Raw genomic sequence first — 15,460 nt, forward strand, 5'->3', positions numbered from 1 at the left:
CTATGCGAATACGTTATCTAATGTGATAGCCAAGCGTTTCACCAACTCATCAATTTCGTTCTCTGTGATGATGAAAGGTGGTGCAAGCAAAACGTGATGACCTTGCTTGCCATCAATCGTGCCACCCATGGGGTAACACATCAGGCCATTTTCCATGGCGGTTTTCTTCACTTGCGCATGGAGAGGACGTGAAGAAGCAAACGACGCTTTGGACGCTTTGTTTTCAACAAACTCCAGCCCGATGAACAGACCTCTTCCGCGAATATCCCCGACATAAGGGTGATCGCCGAATGTCTGATTTAACTGTTTGACCAGATAATGTCCCCGTTCAGTCACTTCACTAAGAACACCAGCATCCAACGCATCAAGCGTGGCACACGCAGCTGCACATGCCAAAGGGTGAGCCATAAAAGTGTGTCCATGCTGGAAATATCCGGTTCCGTGGAAAATCGCATTGTAGATGTTGTCGTGGATCATCACTGCGCCAATTGGTTGGTAGCCAGCAGCCAGCCCTTTTGCCATGGTCACGAGATCAGGCACGATATCTTCCTGCTCATAGGCAAAATAGGTGCCAGTGCGGCCACAACCGCACATCACTTCGTCAAGGATGAGCAGTACTCCATATTTGTCGCAAATTTCACGAATGCGTTTGAAGTAGCCTTTCTCTGCCACCAGTGCGCCAGCGGTCGCGCCAACAACTGGTTCAGCCACGAAAGCAATGACAGTTTCTGGACCAACAGCGAGTAGCCGCTCTTCCAACTCATTCGCGACACGCTGACCATACTCGAAATGGGTTTCATCGTTTCGCCTATCACGATAGGCGTAACATGGTGCAATCAACTCACCATTTTGCATCAGCGGTGCGAAGGGCTCTTTTCGCCACATATTCCCCCCCACACCCAGCGCACCCAGCGTGTTGCCGTGGTAGCTTTGTCGGCGCGCGATGTAGCGGGTCCGCGAGGTTTCGCCTTTTTCCAGAAAATATTGGCGCGCCATTTTTAGGGCAGCTTCGACTGCTTCAGAACCGCCGCTGACCAGATAAACGTGGTTCAGTGGGCCGGGCGCTTTGTCTGCCAAACGTGCAGCCAATTCTTCTGCTGCTGGGGAGGTGAAAAATCCAGTATGAGCATATGGAATAGTGTGCAGTTGATTTTCTATTGCACCTAACACGCCCGAATGGCTGTGGCCGAGACAGGATACGGCTGCACCGCCGCATCCATCTAAGTACTGACGTCCTTCACTGTCCACAAGAAATACGCCGTTGCCGCCAGCAACAACCGGTAATTCAGTGTGGCAATGTCTTTGTAGTATGTTTGTCATGATTTCCCTGAGCTACTCACTGATCAAAATTTGTTTGGTTATACGGCTCAGTATGGACAGGTTGGAAATTGAACAGCAAACGATATAAATTCAGAGGGTATGCCAAAAATTCATGGGAAAAATACATGGCTATGCCTATTCCACCAATGAGGACCTTGCGGACCTTTACGGTAGTTGCGCAGACATTGAGTTTTTCAAAGGCGGCAAAGCTGTTGAATCTGACGCAAAGTGCAATCAGCAAGCAAATCCTGCATTTGGAAGAGTTGATGGGATGCTCTCTGTTTGAGCGTACGGGGGGAAAAGTGGAACTGACGGAGGCGGGTAGGCGATATCTCCCCTCTGTTGTTGAAGCCCTGGAAAATTTACAACACGCCACATCTACGGTTATGCAGACTTCCGAGACAAAAAGCCGTATCGAAATCTCTGTGCCGCCTTCTTTAGCAAGTATGTGGTTGATACCGAGGTTGGAGGCATTCAGAAGTGCTCACCCCAATATCGAACTGGCAGTTCGGGCGAGCGTAACATCTGACAGTCAGAATCGGTATCAAAGCGATATTGCAATCCACTGCTTGCCTTTATCGACTCATGAAGAGGAAGCAGAACTGCTGATCCGTGAAAGACTGATGCTGGTGGCATCCTCCGAACTTGTGGGGAATACACAGACGGTTGAAGACTTATTACCCTTACATGCCATCAGTCATATCACCCGCCCTCAAATCTGGAACCAGTTTTGGCATTATCTGGACGTGGCGCCAAGCGGTCCGACCTACGGCACAGGCTTCGAGCACTTTTACATGGCGTTGGAAGCGGTGAAGCACCACGAGGGAATGGCATTGATCCCCCAATTTCTGATTCAGGATGCACTCAATCGAGGGGAAGTGGCTAATCCCCTTTCCCTTAGCTTTAATAGCTTGTATGGATATTTCCTTTTCAGCCATGGCTATAAGCGAAGGCTGGGGCCGGTTAAGCAGGTAATAGCATGGCTCAAACAGGAATTGATGCCGACAACTACCAGAAGAATGTAAGGCGTCGCCGTAGCATGGACATTTTGCGTTCAAGCGAGTATAAACCGCAATCCACGTCGGAAATCGAGAAACAGAGCGAACAATTATGACAACGACTCAACCTGCATCTGAAGGCTATCAGCAACGCTTTGGCGGTACCCGCCGTTTATATGGCGCTACTGAGCTTGAGATTCTGCGCCAATCGCATGTGTGTGTGATTGGTATCGGTGGTGTGGGGTCATGGGCAGTTGAAGCGCTCGCCCGAAGCGGTGTTGGTGAGTTGACTCTGATTGATATGGATGACGTGTGTGTTACCAACATCAATCGTCAAATTCACGCGATGTCTGGCACTGTGGGTCAAAGCAAAATCGAGGTGATGGCAGAGCGCGTGCGCGCGATCAATCCCGATTGCAAAATCAATCTGATTGATGACTTCATTTCGGAAGACAATATTCCTGAGTACATCACCAAAGATTATAACTACGTGCTGGATGCCATCGACAGCATCAAGCCAAAAACCGCGTTGCTGGCGTTCTGTAAGCGCAACAAAATCAAAATTATTACTGTCGGTGGTGCGGGTGGTCAAATCGATCCGACGCAAATTCAGGTCGCTGACTTAACCAAAACGATTCAGGATCCGCTGGCGGCAAAACTTCGCAACAACCTTCGCCGTTTCCACAACTTCACCAAAACCCAAGGGCGTAAATTTGGTATCGATTGTGTGTTTTCAACAGAACAGCTGAAGTATCCTCAACCTGATGGCTCGGTGTGTGAAACGAAAGCGACGGCAGAAGGCCCGAAACGAATGGATTGCGCCAGTGGATTTGGCGCCGCAACCATGGTCACTGCAACCTTTGGTTTTGTTGCTGTCTCGCGCATCATCGCCAAGCTGACCGCGAAAAAATAAACCGCTTAGAGACAAAAAAAAGAAGGCCGCGAATACACGCGGCCTTCTTCGTTTTCTAGCGTTTAAGCATCAGCTTTAGCGCGGGGCTTTTTCGCTGCTGGCTTTGCTTCTGCTTCAGGTTGAATCGGAAGCACTTGCTTCACGTAGTTACCTGGTGCAACACCGAGTACTGGGAAGTTCTCTGAACCTTGTGCATACGGCTCGATCTTTTCCTTCGGATTGTAAGCGGAAAGCCATTCATCCCAATGAGTCCACCACGAACCTGAGTTGTGATCGGCAGACTCAAACCAATCGTCAGCAGATTCACTCAGCTCGCTGTTTACCCAATAACCATATTTACCTTTCGCAGGGTGGTTCACGATACCAGCAATGTGGCCTGACTCACCCAATACAAAGGTCTTGTTGCCGCCCACATTCAGTGCGCCGCGGTAAGTCCCTTGCCAAAGTGCAATGTGGTCTTCTTTGGTTGAGATGAAATAGGTCGGGATTTTGATCTTGTTCAAATCAATCCAAACGCCACCCACTTTAACGCCTTTGTCCTGAACCAGCTTGTTGTTCAGGTACAGCTCACGAAGCATAAAGTTATGCGTCGCTGCTGCTACGTTGGTGCTGTCACTGTTCCAGTACAGAAGATCGAAATCTACCGGGCTGTTGCCCTTGAGGTAGTTATCGATGTAGTAGTTCCAGTACAGGCTGTTTTCGCGCAGCAGGCTAAAGGTGACGCTCAATGAGCGGCCATCCATGTAACCGCGAGCCGTGTTTTGCAGCTCAATCGCACTGATCACGCTATCGTTGATGTAAGCACCTACTTCACCTGGCTGACCGAAGTCGAGGAGCGTAGTAAAGAAAGACGCAGACTTGATGCGGGCTTTCATGCGTTTCGCGGCGTAGTACGCGATGGTCGATGCCAGCACGGTACCACCGATGCAGTAGCCAGCGGCGTTGATTTGCGATTGACCGGTAATGTCTTCAATCGCAGACACTGCTTTCACCACGCCTTCTGTCACATAGTCACCGAATTCAACGTCTTTCTGCTCAACACCAGGGTTGCGCCAAGACATCATAAACACAGTGTGGCCTTGTTCGACCAACCAGCGCACCATCGAGTTCTTCTCACGAAGATCAAGGATGTAGTACTTGTTGATGAACGGTGGCACGATAAGAAGTGGTGTCGCGTTGACAGTTTTAGTCAAAGGACGGTACTGAATCAGCTCAAACAGTTCGTTCTGGAACACGACATCGCCTTGTGTATTGGCGATATCTTCACCAATACGGAAAGCGTTGTTGTTGGTCATGCGTACCTTGAGGATATCAGAGCTGGACTCGATATCTTCTTGCAGGCTTTGCAGTCCTTTCACCAGATTCTCGCCGTTTTTCTCCATAGTCAGCTTAAGCAGCTCAGGGTTAGTACCCACGAAGTTGCTTGGTGACATGGCATTAATAGCCTGACGAGAGAAGAAATTCAGACGCTCTTTCGCTTTTTCGTCCAGTCCTTCCACCGCATTGATGGTTTCCAGATAGGTGCGACCAAACAGAAGATATGATTGCTTGATGAAGTTGTAGAACACTTCATCCTGCCAGCCCTTGTCCTGGAAACGTTTGTCGTCTTTTTCCGGCGTCACAATTTCTTCATTGTTTGCCGCAAGCGCAACGTTTTGCCAGATTTGCATTTGCTGTTCCCACCACTGCATTTGAATTTGCAGCATCGCGGCAGGTTGATTTGCAGCACCCTCAAGAAGTTTTGCGGTGTCTTCGAGACTCTGCTCTTGTATGGCTTTGTTCAGGGGGGTGTTTACGGCTGCCTTGCCTTGCTCAAGATCCTTCCACCATTGCTGGTTACTCTCTTGGAGTTTTACAAGGTAGTCCGAGAAGAAGTTCTGATACATGTGTAAACCCTCTTGATCGGAAACAACACCGCCCTCTGCAGCGAGAGGGCGGGTCTACCTAAAATTAAGCTGGTTGAGCAGCTTTCAGGTTTTCAGTAGTCAGTTGTTCCAGATCGTCCTTGAACTCCTTCGCGATAGATTGCAGCTTGGTGCTGTCATCCATCATTTGCTGAGACAGTTTAGTCAGCGCTGCCAGTTGTTGGCTGCTGTATGCAGTCATAGAAGTTACGTCAGTGACTTCACTAGCTGCTTTAACTTGTGCCAGACCCATTTCGCTGTAAGTTTTTACTGCGCTCAATTGAAGTTCAGTCAGAGTTTCAACGTTCTTAGCAACCAGTTTGTTGAACTTAACGTAAGGTGCCAGAGTTTTTTCAGTTTGCTCAGAGAATGCTTTAAACATATCGGTGTACATGGTGTTTCTCCTAAGTGTATTAATTAGATCCAAGGGGGTTTAACGTTCTTAGCTATCAGCACGTTTCACGACAACTGCCGTACCCATGCCGCCGCCGATGCAAAGCGAAGCAACACCATATGTGCCTTCGCGTTTTTCCAACTCATGAATCAGTGAAACCAACACGCGGTTACCTGATGCTCCGAGTGGGTGACCCAATGCGATTGCGCCACCATTGACGTTCGCCTTCTCCAAAATGCTGTCAGTGCTTACACTGTGTGTGTCCGCCAATTGGTGAACAACACCCAGAGCCTGAGCAGCGAAGGCTTCGTTGAGCTCAAACAGATCCACGTCGGAAATAGATAACTCTGCTTTTTTCAGAGCTTCTGTTACTGCACCTACAGGGCCAAGGCCCATGATTTTTGGATCTAACCCAACTTGCGCATAGCTGGTGATTTCAGCCAACGGTTTCAAACCAAGGCGTTGAACCGCAGCTTCAGAGGCCACGATCACAGCGCTGGCACCGTCGTTTAGACCTGATGCGTTACCCGCAGTAACTGTGCCTTCGCGATTAAAGGCAGGGCGAAGTTTCGCCAGACCTTCTTGCGTGCAGTCTGCTTTAGGGTATTCATCGGTATCGAAAATGACGGTTTGGCGACGTTGTTGTATTTCAACCGGAACGATTTCATTTTTGAAACGACCCGCTTCTACAGCAGCAACGGCCTTTTGTTGGCTCTGCTGTGCATACGCGTCTTGTTGCTCGCGACTTAGGCCAACGAGTTCAGCAACGTTCTCAGCAGTAACGCCCATGTGATATTGGTTGTAGACGTCTGTCAGGCCATCGTTGATCAGAAGATCTTTGAGGCCGATATCGCCCATTTTTTGTCCGCCGCGCAGGGAGCCTGACGCTGCGAACGGGATTTGAGACATGTTCTCGACACCAGCTGCCACAACCACTTCTGCGTCGCCGCAGCGAATGTGTGCAACCGCATCCATGACCGCTTTCATGCCGCTGCCACAAACCATATTGATGGCATAAGCTGGAACGGTTTCTGGTAAGCCCGCATAAATGGCAGCCTGACGGCCAATGCCCATGCCTTGACCTGCACTGACCACGTTGCCGAGAATAACTTCATTGATGGCGTCTGGGGCAACATTACCTGCTTCCAGAGCACCTTTGATTGCAGATGCCGCCAGCTTACCTGCTGGAACATCTTTCAGAGAACCTGTGAATGCACCGATCGCGGTACGCTTAGCCGCGACAATATACACTTTTTCCATGTGTAACCTTTCCCAATTAGTTCATGTACAAGCCGCCGTTGACCGACAGCGTTTCCCCGGTGATGTAAGCACCTGCATCACTAGCAAGATACGCGACTGCATCTGCAATTTCTTCCGGACGAGCCAGTCGCTTCATTGGAATCTCACTTTTGATAGATTCCAGCACTTCATCGCGCATAGCTTCTACCATTGGGGTTGCTGTGTAGCCAGGGGCAACGACGTTAGCGGTCACACCGTATCTTGCACCTTCAAACGCCAGAGACTTGGTGAAGCCAATCATGCCTGCTTTTGCAGCTGCGTAGTTGGTTTGACCAAACTGACCTTTCAGGCCGTTAACAGATGAGATATTGACCACGCGGCCACCGCCTTTCTCGCACATAGCAGCAAAGAGAGGTTGGGTTACGTTGAAAAGGCTATTGAGATTGGTATCGATAACAGCGTGCCAGTTATCTGCCGCCATTTTCTTGAAAAGACCATCTCGGGTGATACCCGCGTTATTGATGATAACGTCGATAGTGCCTTCTTCTTCAAGAAGCTTGGGGAGACGCTCTGCACATTCAGCTGTGTTGGTCACATCAAGTTCAAATAAGCGTACCTGATCTGAATCGAATTTCTTCTCTTCAAACCACTCCTCAGCACACTGAAGGTTCCCGGTGAAGTAGGTAGCAATCACGCGATAGCCCTGACTTACCAATTTTTCAGTGATCGCCGAGCCGATACCACCTTTTGAACCGGTGATGAGCGCGAGTTTCTTCATTGTTGACTCCATTCTTAACAACAAGCAATTGAACTTTGACCCCTGTAACTGCATTTGGTTATCCAAAAATACAGGCACCTGTAATTTTTTAGTTTTAGCGCGTAAGGGTTGAGACTATGGAAACTCATCTAGTCTCGAATTTAGAATAATTATTATGTGTGATGGTTTTATGACCACCGGAATTAAAGATATACAATCTTATGAGTAAGGCAAAAGGAATTAGGGGAGAATTATAGAAACAAGATCTTGATCTACAACAAAACACCATAAGTTAACGTGATGTTAATTTATGGTTTTTATTTGGATCTATTAGGGTGGGAATTGTGTTTAATAAGCAATTTTCTTATTTTGTTCACCATTTATTGATGCGTTAAATAGGTATTTTTACTGCTCAAAAATGCACCAAATGAATTTAAGAAAGAAACTTCTGACTCTGCAAATGCAAACATAGAATAATTGACCGACCTCTCAGGTTTAAAGTGTCACCTGTACGGTAAAGTGGTCAGATAAAGCGGTGAATTTGTAGCGAAAACACCGCTGTAGGTCAGGTTCTATAAGGCTTTTAGCTGATTAATGATGGCGTGGACACCATTGCTTCGGGATTGGCTGATATGGCCGAGAAGATCCATTGCTTCCAGGTAGCTCTCGAAATCAAATGAAAGAATATCTTCTTTGGACTTTCTTTCGACAGCAGCAAGAATTATCGCTAACAATCCTTTAACAATTCTTGCGTCGGAATCAGCAGAGAAAAAGTAGACTCCCTCGCAATTTTTCCATGTAAGCCAAACTTTGCTTTCACATCCAGGTACGGAAATACTGTCGGCTTTTAATGTTTCATCCATGGTTGGTAGCTTTTTTCCCATCTGAATAACCAGACGGTATTTATCTTCCCAGCTTCTACATTTCAACATCTGATTCAAAATGTCATCAGTAGAAATGTCAGAGCCAAATGGATGTGATGGCAATATGTTTGTCATGGGTTAACTCAATGGTTAGCGAAAAAGACTGTCGATATTTTAAAGCAAATCACAGGCTTTCTGAATGGCGGCGACGCAGCGTGATATGTCGTCTTCGGTGTTGTATAGGGCAATAGAAATACGCACACAACCATTAATGCCAAGTGCATCCATCAATGGATGGGCACAGTGATGTCCAGAACGCACCGCAATACCCTGTTGATCCAGTAAGGTGGCGATGTCGGAGTGATGGACGCCATCGACGGTGAATGCAACGACACTGGCTCCGTGTTGTAACCCGATGATGCGCAGATCTTCGATATTTTGGATACCTTCGACCAGCTGGTTCTGCAGCGCTGCAATATGCGCTTCTGCCCCTTTATGGTCAATGTTGGCCAGCCAGTGAATAGCTTCCCCCAGTGAAATGGCACCTGCGACATTGGGAGTGCCTGCCTCAAACTTCGCTGGAGATTCCGCATACTGGGTGCCGGAAAAACTGACTTTCTCTACCATTTTTCCCCCGCCGTGCCACGGTGGCATCGTTTCCAGCAGGGAAGGCCTGCCATAAAGTGCACCGATCCCAGCAGGCGCAAACAGCTTGTGACCAGAGAAAACATAGAAGTCGGCATTCATGGTTGTCACATCAACGTTCTCATGCACCACGGCCTGCGCGCCATCAACCACCACAATTGCGCCTGCCAAATGGGCTTTCTCAATGACCGCTTCAACGGGATTTCTTGTACCTGTGACGTTGCTGATATGCGCAATGCACAGCATTCGTGTTCTAGACGTCAGCAGGTTATCCAGTTCAGCCAGTTCTAACTGACAAGTCTCCGGGTTAACTGGCCACTTAACCACGTTTGCACCGGTTTGCTCTGCCACTATCTGCCAGGGAACGATGTTGGCGTGGTGTTCCATTTCAGTCACGATGATCTCATCGCCAGGTTGAAGGTTTTGCCGGGCGTAGGTCTGTGCAATCAGATTGAGTGCTTCTGTTGCACCACGCGTCCAGACAATGCCTTCGACGGGGGCATTCAGGAAGTCAGCGACAGTCTGGCGCGCCGCTTCAAAGCGGTTGGTTGCTGATGCTGTCAGTGAGTGAGAACCACGATGCACATTGGCATTGGCACCGGAATAGTATTGGCTAATGCTCTCGATCACCGCCCGTGGTTTTTGAGACGTGGCAGCACTGTCCAGATAAACAAGTGGCTGGCTATGGATATGCTGATCCAGCGATGGAAAATCGCGTCGGATGGTATCTACGTCAAAAGGGCGGTTGGTCATGATTTTGATTTCACTTCACTGACTCAGTAATGGAGGCGAATGATCGCTTTTTCGTAATATTAACTCAAGAGAAAGTAATGGATGTGAAATGGTTTCAGGACGAAACGAAAGGCAAAAAAAAGCACCGGGCAATTTGCTCAGTGCTACGACAAATTTTTTGATTGATAGGATTCAAAAAATACAGCAAGTATGAAAGGTAGATGTCTCTACCGAATTTCGGCGGTGCCGAAATATGCAAACACAACATCGCAACCACAAAACTTGTCGTACGTAGGGAACGATAATCCCGTGGTGCGCGCAAACTATAGGTTTTCTCTAGAGCCAGAACAATCGACATTTTATAATACTGTTCATTAGAAAAACTTATTCATTAAGGACGCACTATGGCCCGACGTCTCCCCCCTCTCAATTCGCTCCGCGTTTTTGAAGCAGCTGCCCGCCATCTAAGTTTTACCCGCGCCGCTGAGGAGCTGTTTGTGACTCAGGCTGCGGTGAGTCATCAGATAAAAGCACTGGAAGAATTTCTTGGTTTAAAGCTGTTTCGACGCCGTAATCGCTCGCTACTTTTGACGGAAGAAGGTCAAAGTTATTTTCTTGATATCAAGGATATATTTACCTCTTTGGCTGATGCCACAGACAGAGTGCTGGAACGTGGTGCGAAAGGAGCGCTGACTATCAGTCTGCCGCCAAGTTTTGCGATTCAGTGGCTGGTACCTCGCCTGGCGGACTTTAACCAGCAACACCCAGAGATTGATGTGCGCATTAAAGCGGTAGACATGGAAGATGGTTCGCTGACTGACGATGTTGATGTGGCAATTTACTACGGGAGAGGGAATTGGCCAGGACTGCGCTGCGACGAGCTTTATCCGGAGTTTCTGCTGCCAGTGTGCAGCCCTGCAGTACTCAATGGGCCTAAGCCACTCCATAGTCTAGAAGATTTGAAGCATCATACTTTACTTCATGACAGAACAAGAAAGGATTGGAAGACTTACGCTAAGTACTATCAGATTAGTGACATTAATCTAAACTATGGCCCGATTTTTAGTCATTCCACCATGGTGCTTCAGGCTGCGGCACTGGGGCAGGGCATCGCATTGAGTAACAATGTACTCGCGCAGCCAGAGTTGGAATCTGGCAGACTGGTATGTCCGTTTGAGCATTTCTTAATGAGTAAGAATGCGTTTTATCTCGTCAGCCAACAAAAAGATGCGGATTCAGGCCGTATCGCTGCATTTAGGGAATGGGTATTGGCGAAAGCTGCTGCCGAACAGGAGAGTATATCTTCATGAGTGAATTTTCAGAACAGCGTGTGTTGATTGATGGCCCAGTATCTGCCGAGCATACTTTTATTTTTGCCCATGGTGCCGGAGCTGGCATGGAACATGATTTCATGGCGGAAGTGGCAGAGATGATTGCTGATCACGGCATTCGTGTCGTGCGTTTCAATTTTCCTTACATGGTCAAACGCGCTGAGGATGGTAAGAAACGCCCGCCAGATCGTGCGCCTAAACTACTGGAAGCATTTAAAGAAGTGATTGCTGAATATCGTACAGAGAAGACGGTCATTGGCGGAAAATCCATGGGGGGACGAATGGCGAGCCACCTTGCTGATGTCGAGGGACTAAAAGGCATAGCCTGTCTGGGCTTTCCTTTTCACCCGCCAGGTAAGCCAGAAAAAGACAAGGGTGAGCATCTTGCCGATTTGTCACTTTCCACGCTGATCTTGCAAGGGGAGCGAGACACCTTTGGTAACCGTGCTGAACTGGAAGGCTATCGATTGTCAGATAAGGTCACTCTCACGTTCATTCCAGATGGGGATCACAGTTTCAAACCGCGAAAAGCATCGGGTCACACCGAAACCGGTAACCGTCAGATGGCAGCTGATCATATTGCGGCGTTTATCAAAGAGGTGTGCCAATGAATGGTCGTCAATATGCCTCGCTTGGTTGTGTGTTTGCTGGTATTGCGGTTGCGCTTGGCGCATTTGCGGCTCACGCCTTAAAAGCGCAGCTTCCCGCTTATGAGCTCTCTATCATTGAGAAGGGTGTTCAGTATCAGTTCTGGCATGCACTGGCATTGCTCGCTCTCGGGCTTTGGTATCGAACTCAGCCACAGCGTCTGCTCTCCATTGCGTGTGGGTTTATTGTGGTAGGAATTCTCTGCTTTAGTGGTAGTTTGTATGGCTTGGCGCTGACAGATTGGCGATGGCTTTGGCCTATTACTCCGCTGGGAGGCACTTGCTTTTTGGTTGGTTGGTTACTCGCGGCAGTCTCTCTCTGGCGCAAAGCTTGAGTTCAGCACCTTGCTTCATCATAATGTCGCGTCATTTTTATAGGTAGCAGGCCCGAGATGAACCAGATTTTATTGTATTGCCGCCAGGGCTTTGAAAAAGAGTGTGCGGGTGAGATTCAGGACAAAGCGACAGGAGTCGAAGTGTATGGTTTCCCACGTGTGGAAAAGAACACTGGCTACGTGCTGTTTGAGTGTTACCAGCAAGGCGATGCAGAAAAACTGCTTCAGACGTTGCCGCTGACCTCACTGATTTTTGCGCGTCAGATGATTGCGGTTGTGGATACCCTGAATGATTTGGATCCGGGTGACCGTATTTCACCGATTCTGGCGCTTGGCGGTGAACTGCCAAAATGTGGTGATATCCGCGTGGAAACGCCGGATACAGCGCAAGCGAAAGAGCTGCTGAAATTCTGCCGAAAATTCACCGTGCCATTGCGTCAGGCATTGCGTAAACGCGGTGTATTGCTGGCAAAAGACAACCCGAAAAAACCGGTGCTGCATGTGTGTTTCACTGCGCCGGGCTGCTGTTTCGTCGGATACTCACTGTCGAACAACAACTCACCTCACTATATGGGTATTCATCGCCTGAAGTTCCCAGCCGATGCGCCAAGCCGTTCAACACTGAAGCTTGAAGAAGCCTTTCATGCTTTTATTCCGCGAGATGAATGGGATGAACGATTGGCACCGGGAATGTGGGCGGTTGATCTTGGTGCTTGTCCGGGTGGCTGGACGTATCAACTGGTGAAGCGCTCTATGTTCGTTCACGCTGTTGATAACGGCGCGATGGCGGAAAGCCTCATGGAAACCGGTCAGGTGAAATACCATGCTGCCGACGGCTTTAAGTTCGAGCCGCCGCGTAAAAACGTGACCTGGTTAGTGTGCGACATGATTGAAAAGCCTTACCGGGTTGCACAACTGATGGGTGAGTGGCTGATTGAAGGCTGGGCGAAAGAAACTATCTTTAACCTGAAATTGCCAATGAATCGCCGTTTTGAGCAGGTGAAAGACGATCTGCAGAATCTGAAAAAGTTTCTGATTGAAAACGGCCTGAAATTCGAGATGCAGGCAAAGCATCTTTATCATGACCGAGAAGAAATCACGGTTCATATTCGTGTATTGAAATAACAAGAAGGCAGCCAATCGGCTGCCTTCTTTACATTTGGGCTTTGCAAGAGTTAGGGAGCGGTGTAGCGGATATCCTGAAGGTTAAAACCCAAAGTTATGTCCGTTTTTAGTGTTGCCACCTGCTTGCAACGAAGTGCCAGTTCTTTTGTGCCTTCCAGCTTTTTCTGCCATTTAGGCTCAACATCTTCTGCTGCATATAGTTGCTCCAAAGTACCGTAGCGTTGCAGTAGGGTCGACGCCGTTTTCGGGCCAATACCCGGCACGCCTGATACGCCGCTTGAACTAATACCTGTCAGCCCCCAGTAATCAGTCAGTTGTTGAGGCTGAACGGCAAACTCTTTTTCAATAAACGGACTGTCGAGCCAGCGCTGCTGGAAATAATCGCGTATGCGCAGCGTTGGTTGTAGTAACTGGCAATAGCCTTTGTCGGTGGAAACGATTGTAACCTGACCATCTCTGCTGGCGACTTTGATAGCGAGAGTGGCAATCATGTCGTCGGCTTCGTCGCCGGACGAAAGCAGCGAATCAATACCCATATCCCAAAGCGCATCCTGAATTTTATCCAGTCCAGCTTGCAGGGCTTCAGGCATGGGCTTTCGACCCAGCTTGTACTCCGGAACCAGTTCTGCGCGCCAGCCTCTGTCCTGCTCAGTATGATCGAACACAGCGACAATGTGGGTGGGCTCTGAAGAGCGGATAATCTTGGTCAATGCGCGGTTGCAGACTTGGATCGTCGAGGCGATATCTTCCGGATCTGGCTGCGCAGCGTGCACCCGGCGGATGAGGTTCATGGCATCAATGACGACAAGGTGAATTGACATGGATTACCCAAATAAAAATGGCCCGTTGGGGCCATTCTAATTGCTTGAGAGATAAATGAAAGCCTATCGCCCATCAGAGCCCTGAACGATCTCGTAACAGGGAATATATTCTGAACCAGGCAGTTTCATACGCTGCTGTTCGACAAAGCCTCGTAACAGTTTATCCATCTTCTTCATCAGGACGACATCGCCATTGATTTTGAATGGACCATTGCGCTCAATTTCCCTAATACCTTCTTCTTTCACGTTACCAGCAACAATGCCTGAGAAGGCTTGGCGAAGTGCGGAAGCCAGAAGTTCCGGACGCTGGTTCATGTGCAGGTCGAGGTTTGCCATGTTTTCATGGGTCGGTTCGAACGGCAGTTGGAATTCAGGCGCAATTTTCAGTGACCAGTTAAACGAGTAGGCATCACCCGTTGACTGGCGGTGTTCTTTCACCGCAGGCATACCTTGTTTGATAATACGCGCAGCTTTTGCCGGATCGCCAATCACAATCTCGTAGTATTTCGTGGCTTCTTCACCAATCACATCACGGATAAAATCATCAATGACGCGGAAGTAATTTTCACTCTCTTTCGGGCCAGTCAGTACCACAGGCATGGGCTGGTTGACGTTATCTGGGTGCATCAAGATACCCAATAGATAAAGCAGTTCTTCTGCGGTACCCGCGCCCCCCGGGAAGATAATGATGCCGTGACCGACACGCACAAAGGCTTCCAGACGTTTTTCAATATCAGGAAGGATGACCAGCTCATTCACAATCGGGTTTGGCGGCTCAGCGGCGATGATCGATGGCTCGGTCAAGCCAAGGAATCGGCTGCCAGTCACGCGTTGTTTCGCGTGCCCAATTGCGGCACCTTTCATTGGGCCTTCCATTGCACCCGGTCCACAACCGGTACAGATATTCAGTTCGCGCAGGCCAAGCTCATGGCCGACTTCGCGGGTGTATTGGTATTCGGTCGCATTGATGGAGTGACCGCCCCAACAGACCACCAGATTTGGGTCTTTGCCGGGTACCAAGGTTTTTGCATTTCGCAGGATGTCGAATATCAGGTTTGTTACGTGGCTGGAGTTAGTCAGGTTGAAGACCTTAGCGTGTTCCAGCTGCACATTGACGTGAATGATATCGCGCAGCACGGAGAACATATGCTCCTGAATACCACGGATGATTCGGCCGTCGACAAATGCGTGTTCAGGTGGGTTTATCAATTCAAGTTTTACACCACGTTCACGGCGCATGACACGGATGTCAAACGATTTATATTTTTCCAGCAGCTCTTTAGAACTGTCAGTGTGGCTGCCGGAGTTGAGTACCGCCAACGAACAGTTGCGATACAAACGATAGAGGTCGCTTTTAGCAGTATCTTTTAGTCTGTCTACTTCAAGCTGGGAAAGAAGATCCATTGCCCCGACTGGGCTGATGTGAGTGATCATAA

Annotated in this window: 15 protein-coding genes; 6 read left to right on the plus strand and 9 right to left on the minus strand. The window is 48.8% G+C overall.

Annotated elements, in window-relative coordinates; translation table 11 throughout:
• Complete coding sequence (locus GCE9029_RS23695) at positions 1-1,320, minus strand: aspartate aminotransferase family protein (RefSeq protein ID WP_062667532.1); 1,320 nt, start codon at positions 1,318-1,320, stop codon at positions 1-3.
• A gap of 125 nt (positions 1,321-1,445) precedes the next feature.
• On the opposite strand from GCE9029_RS23695, the gene GCE9029_RS23700 reads away from it, so the two are divergent.
• Both GCE9029_RS23700 and tcdA read left to right on the plus strand, forming a co-directional pair.
• On the plus strand, positions 1,446-2,345 hold the full coding sequence (locus GCE9029_RS23700) for a LysR substrate-binding domain-containing protein (protein WP_062667534.1): 900 nt from the start codon (positions 1,446-1,448) through the stop codon (positions 2,343-2,345).
• 85 nt (positions 2,346-2,430) lie between these two features.
• Positions 2,431-3,231 carry a tRNA cyclic N6-threonylcarbamoyladenosine(37) synthase TcdA gene (tcdA, locus tag GCE9029_RS23705; RefSeq protein ID WP_062667536.1) on the plus strand — a complete coding sequence of 267 codons (801 nt, stop codon included), beginning with the start codon at positions 2,431-2,433 and terminating at the stop codon, positions 3,229-3,231.
• Between the two features lie 62 nt (positions 3,232-3,293).
• Here tcdA and phaC read toward each other — a convergent pair whose 3' ends face one another.
• The 6 genes from phaC to csdA all read right to left on the minus strand — a co-directional run bounded on the left by phaC (position 3,294) and on the right by csdA (position 9,786).
• Entirely contained in the window at positions 3,294-5,117 is a 1,824-nt protein-coding gene (phaC, locus tag GCE9029_RS23710; RefSeq protein ID WP_062667538.1) for a class I poly(R)-hydroxyalkanoic acid synthase, read from the minus strand.
• 64 nt (positions 5,118-5,181) lie between these two features.
• Positions 5,182-5,529 carry a phasin family protein gene (locus tag GCE9029_RS23715; RefSeq protein ID WP_062667540.1) on the minus strand — a complete coding sequence of 116 codons (348 nt, stop codon included), beginning with the start codon at positions 5,527-5,529 and terminating at the stop codon, positions 5,182-5,184.
• Positions 5,530-5,577: 48 nt separating this feature from the next.
• The gene (locus GCE9029_RS23720) at positions 5,578-6,789 is read right to left on the minus strand and encodes an acetyl-CoA C-acetyltransferase (RefSeq protein WP_062667549.1); all 1,212 of its coding nucleotides are present in this window, start codon (positions 6,787-6,789) and stop codon (positions 5,578-5,580) included.
• A 16-nt stretch (positions 6,790-6,805) separates the two neighbouring features.
• Positions 6,806-7,546, minus strand: a complete 741-nt coding sequence (locus GCE9029_RS23725; protein ID WP_062667551.1) for an SDR family oxidoreductase — start codon at positions 7,544-7,546, stop codon at positions 6,806-6,808.
• Between the two features lie 551 nt (positions 7,547-8,097).
• Entirely contained in the window at positions 8,098-8,523 is a 426-nt protein-coding gene (gene csdE / locus GCE9029_RS23730; protein ID WP_062667553.1) for a cysteine desulfurase sulfur acceptor subunit CsdE, read from the minus strand.
• 39 nt (positions 8,524-8,562) lie between these two features.
• Positions 8,563-9,786, minus strand: coding sequence for a cysteine desulfurase CsdA (gene csdA / locus GCE9029_RS23735; protein WP_062667555.1), 1,224 nt, complete (start codon positions 9,784-9,786; stop codon positions 8,563-8,565).
• Positions 9,787-10,169: 383 nt separating this feature from the next.
• Here csdA and GCE9029_RS23740 point away from each other — a divergent pair, with 383 nt between their 5' ends.
• The 4 genes from GCE9029_RS23740 to rlmM are packed head-to-tail and all read left to right on the plus strand — an operon-like array spanning position 10,170 to position 13,203.
• Positions 10,170-11,075 carry a transcriptional regulator GcvA gene (locus GCE9029_RS23740; RefSeq protein ID WP_062667557.1) on the plus strand — a complete coding sequence of 302 codons (906 nt, stop codon included), beginning with the start codon at positions 10,170-10,172 and terminating at the stop codon, positions 11,073-11,075.
• Positions 11,072-11,707 (plus strand): alpha/beta family hydrolase, encoded by a 636-nt coding sequence (locus tag GCE9029_RS23745; protein ID WP_062667558.1) that lies wholly within the window; start codon positions 11,072-11,074, stop codon positions 11,705-11,707. Before GCE9029_RS23740 ends, GCE9029_RS23745 begins: the two co-directional genes overlap by 4 nt.
• Positions 11,704-12,078: a DUF423 domain-containing protein gene (locus GCE9029_RS23750; RefSeq protein WP_062667559.1), complete on the plus strand. Its 375-nt coding sequence runs from the start codon at positions 11,704-11,706 to the stop codon at positions 12,076-12,078. The genes GCE9029_RS23745 and GCE9029_RS23750 overlap by 4 nt, the downstream gene beginning before the upstream one ends.
• A 57-nt stretch (positions 12,079-12,135) precedes the next feature.
• Entirely contained in the window at positions 12,136-13,203 is a 1,068-nt protein-coding gene (gene rlmM, locus GCE9029_RS23755; RefSeq protein WP_062667560.1) for a 23S rRNA (cytidine(2498)-2'-O)-methyltransferase RlmM, read from the plus strand.
• Between the two features lie 50 nt (positions 13,204-13,253).
• Here the strand turns inward: rlmM and xni are convergent, their stop codons facing one another.
• Both xni and ppnN read right to left on the minus strand, forming a co-directional pair.
• Positions 13,254-14,024, minus strand: coding sequence for a flap endonuclease Xni (gene xni, locus GCE9029_RS23760; RefSeq protein WP_062667561.1), 771 nt, complete (start codon positions 14,022-14,024; stop codon positions 13,254-13,256).
• A gap of 63 nt (positions 14,025-14,087) precedes the next feature.
• Positions 14,088-15,458 (minus strand): nucleotide 5'-monophosphate nucleosidase PpnN, encoded by a 1,371-nt coding sequence (gene ppnN, locus GCE9029_RS23765; RefSeq protein ID WP_062667563.1) that lies wholly within the window; start codon positions 15,456-15,458, stop codon positions 14,088-14,090.
• Between the last annotated feature and the right edge of the window lie 2 nt (positions 15,459-15,460).

Source organism: Grimontia celer, assembly GCF_900055185.1.
GTDB lineage: Bacteria > Pseudomonadota > Gammaproteobacteria > Enterobacterales > Vibrionaceae > Enterovibrio > Enterovibrio celer.

Excerpts from the sequence above, each read along its gene's own strand:
- GCE9029_RS23695 (WP_062667532.1), bottom strand. The coding sequence starts at position 1,320 with ATGACAAACATACTACAAAGACATTGCCACACTGAATTACCGGTTGTT.
- GCE9029_RS23700 (WP_062667534.1), top strand. The coding sequence starts at position 1,446 with ATGGCTATGCCTATTCCACCAATGAGGACCTTGCGGACCTTTACGGTA.
- tcdA (WP_062667536.1), top strand. The coding sequence starts at position 2,431 with ATGACAACGACTCAACCTGCATCTGAAGGCTATCAGCAACGCTTTGGC.
- phaC (WP_062667538.1), bottom strand. The coding sequence starts at position 5,117 with ATGTATCAGAACTTCTTCTCGGACTACCTTGTAAAACTCCAAGAGAGT.
- GCE9029_RS23715 (WP_062667540.1), bottom strand. The coding sequence starts at position 5,529 with ATGTACACCGATATGTTTAAAGCATTCTCTGAGCAAACTGAAAAAACT.
- GCE9029_RS23720 (WP_062667549.1), bottom strand. The coding sequence starts at position 6,789 with ATGGAAAAAGTGTATATTGTCGCGGCTAAGCGTACCGCGATCGGTGCA.
- GCE9029_RS23725 (WP_062667551.1), bottom strand. The coding sequence starts at position 7,546 with ATGAAGAAACTCGCGCTCATCACCGGTTCAAAAGGTGGTATCGGCTCG.
- csdE (WP_062667553.1), bottom strand. The coding sequence starts at position 8,523 with ATGACAAACATATTGCCATCACATCCATTTGGCTCTGACATTTCTACT.
- csdA (WP_062667555.1), bottom strand. The coding sequence starts at position 9,786 with ATGACCAACCGCCCTTTTGACGTAGATACCATCCGACGCGATTTTCCA.
- GCE9029_RS23740 (WP_062667557.1), top strand. The coding sequence starts at position 10,170 with ATGGCCCGACGTCTCCCCCCTCTCAATTCGCTCCGCGTTTTTGAAGCA.
- GCE9029_RS23745 (WP_062667558.1), top strand. The coding sequence starts at position 11,072 with ATGAGTGAATTTTCAGAACAGCGTGTGTTGATTGATGGCCCAGTATCT.
- GCE9029_RS23750 (WP_062667559.1), top strand. The coding sequence starts at position 11,704 with ATGAATGGTCGTCAATATGCCTCGCTTGGTTGTGTGTTTGCTGGTATT.
- rlmM (WP_062667560.1), top strand. The coding sequence starts at position 12,136 with ATGAACCAGATTTTATTGTATTGCCGCCAGGGCTTTGAAAAAGAGTGT.
- xni (WP_062667561.1), bottom strand. The coding sequence starts at position 14,024 with ATGTCAATTCACCTTGTCGTCATTGATGCCATGAACCTCATCCGCCGG.
- ppnN (WP_062667563.1), bottom strand. The coding sequence starts at position 15,458 with ATGATCACTCACATCAGCCCAGTCGGGGCAATGGATCTTCTTTCCCAG.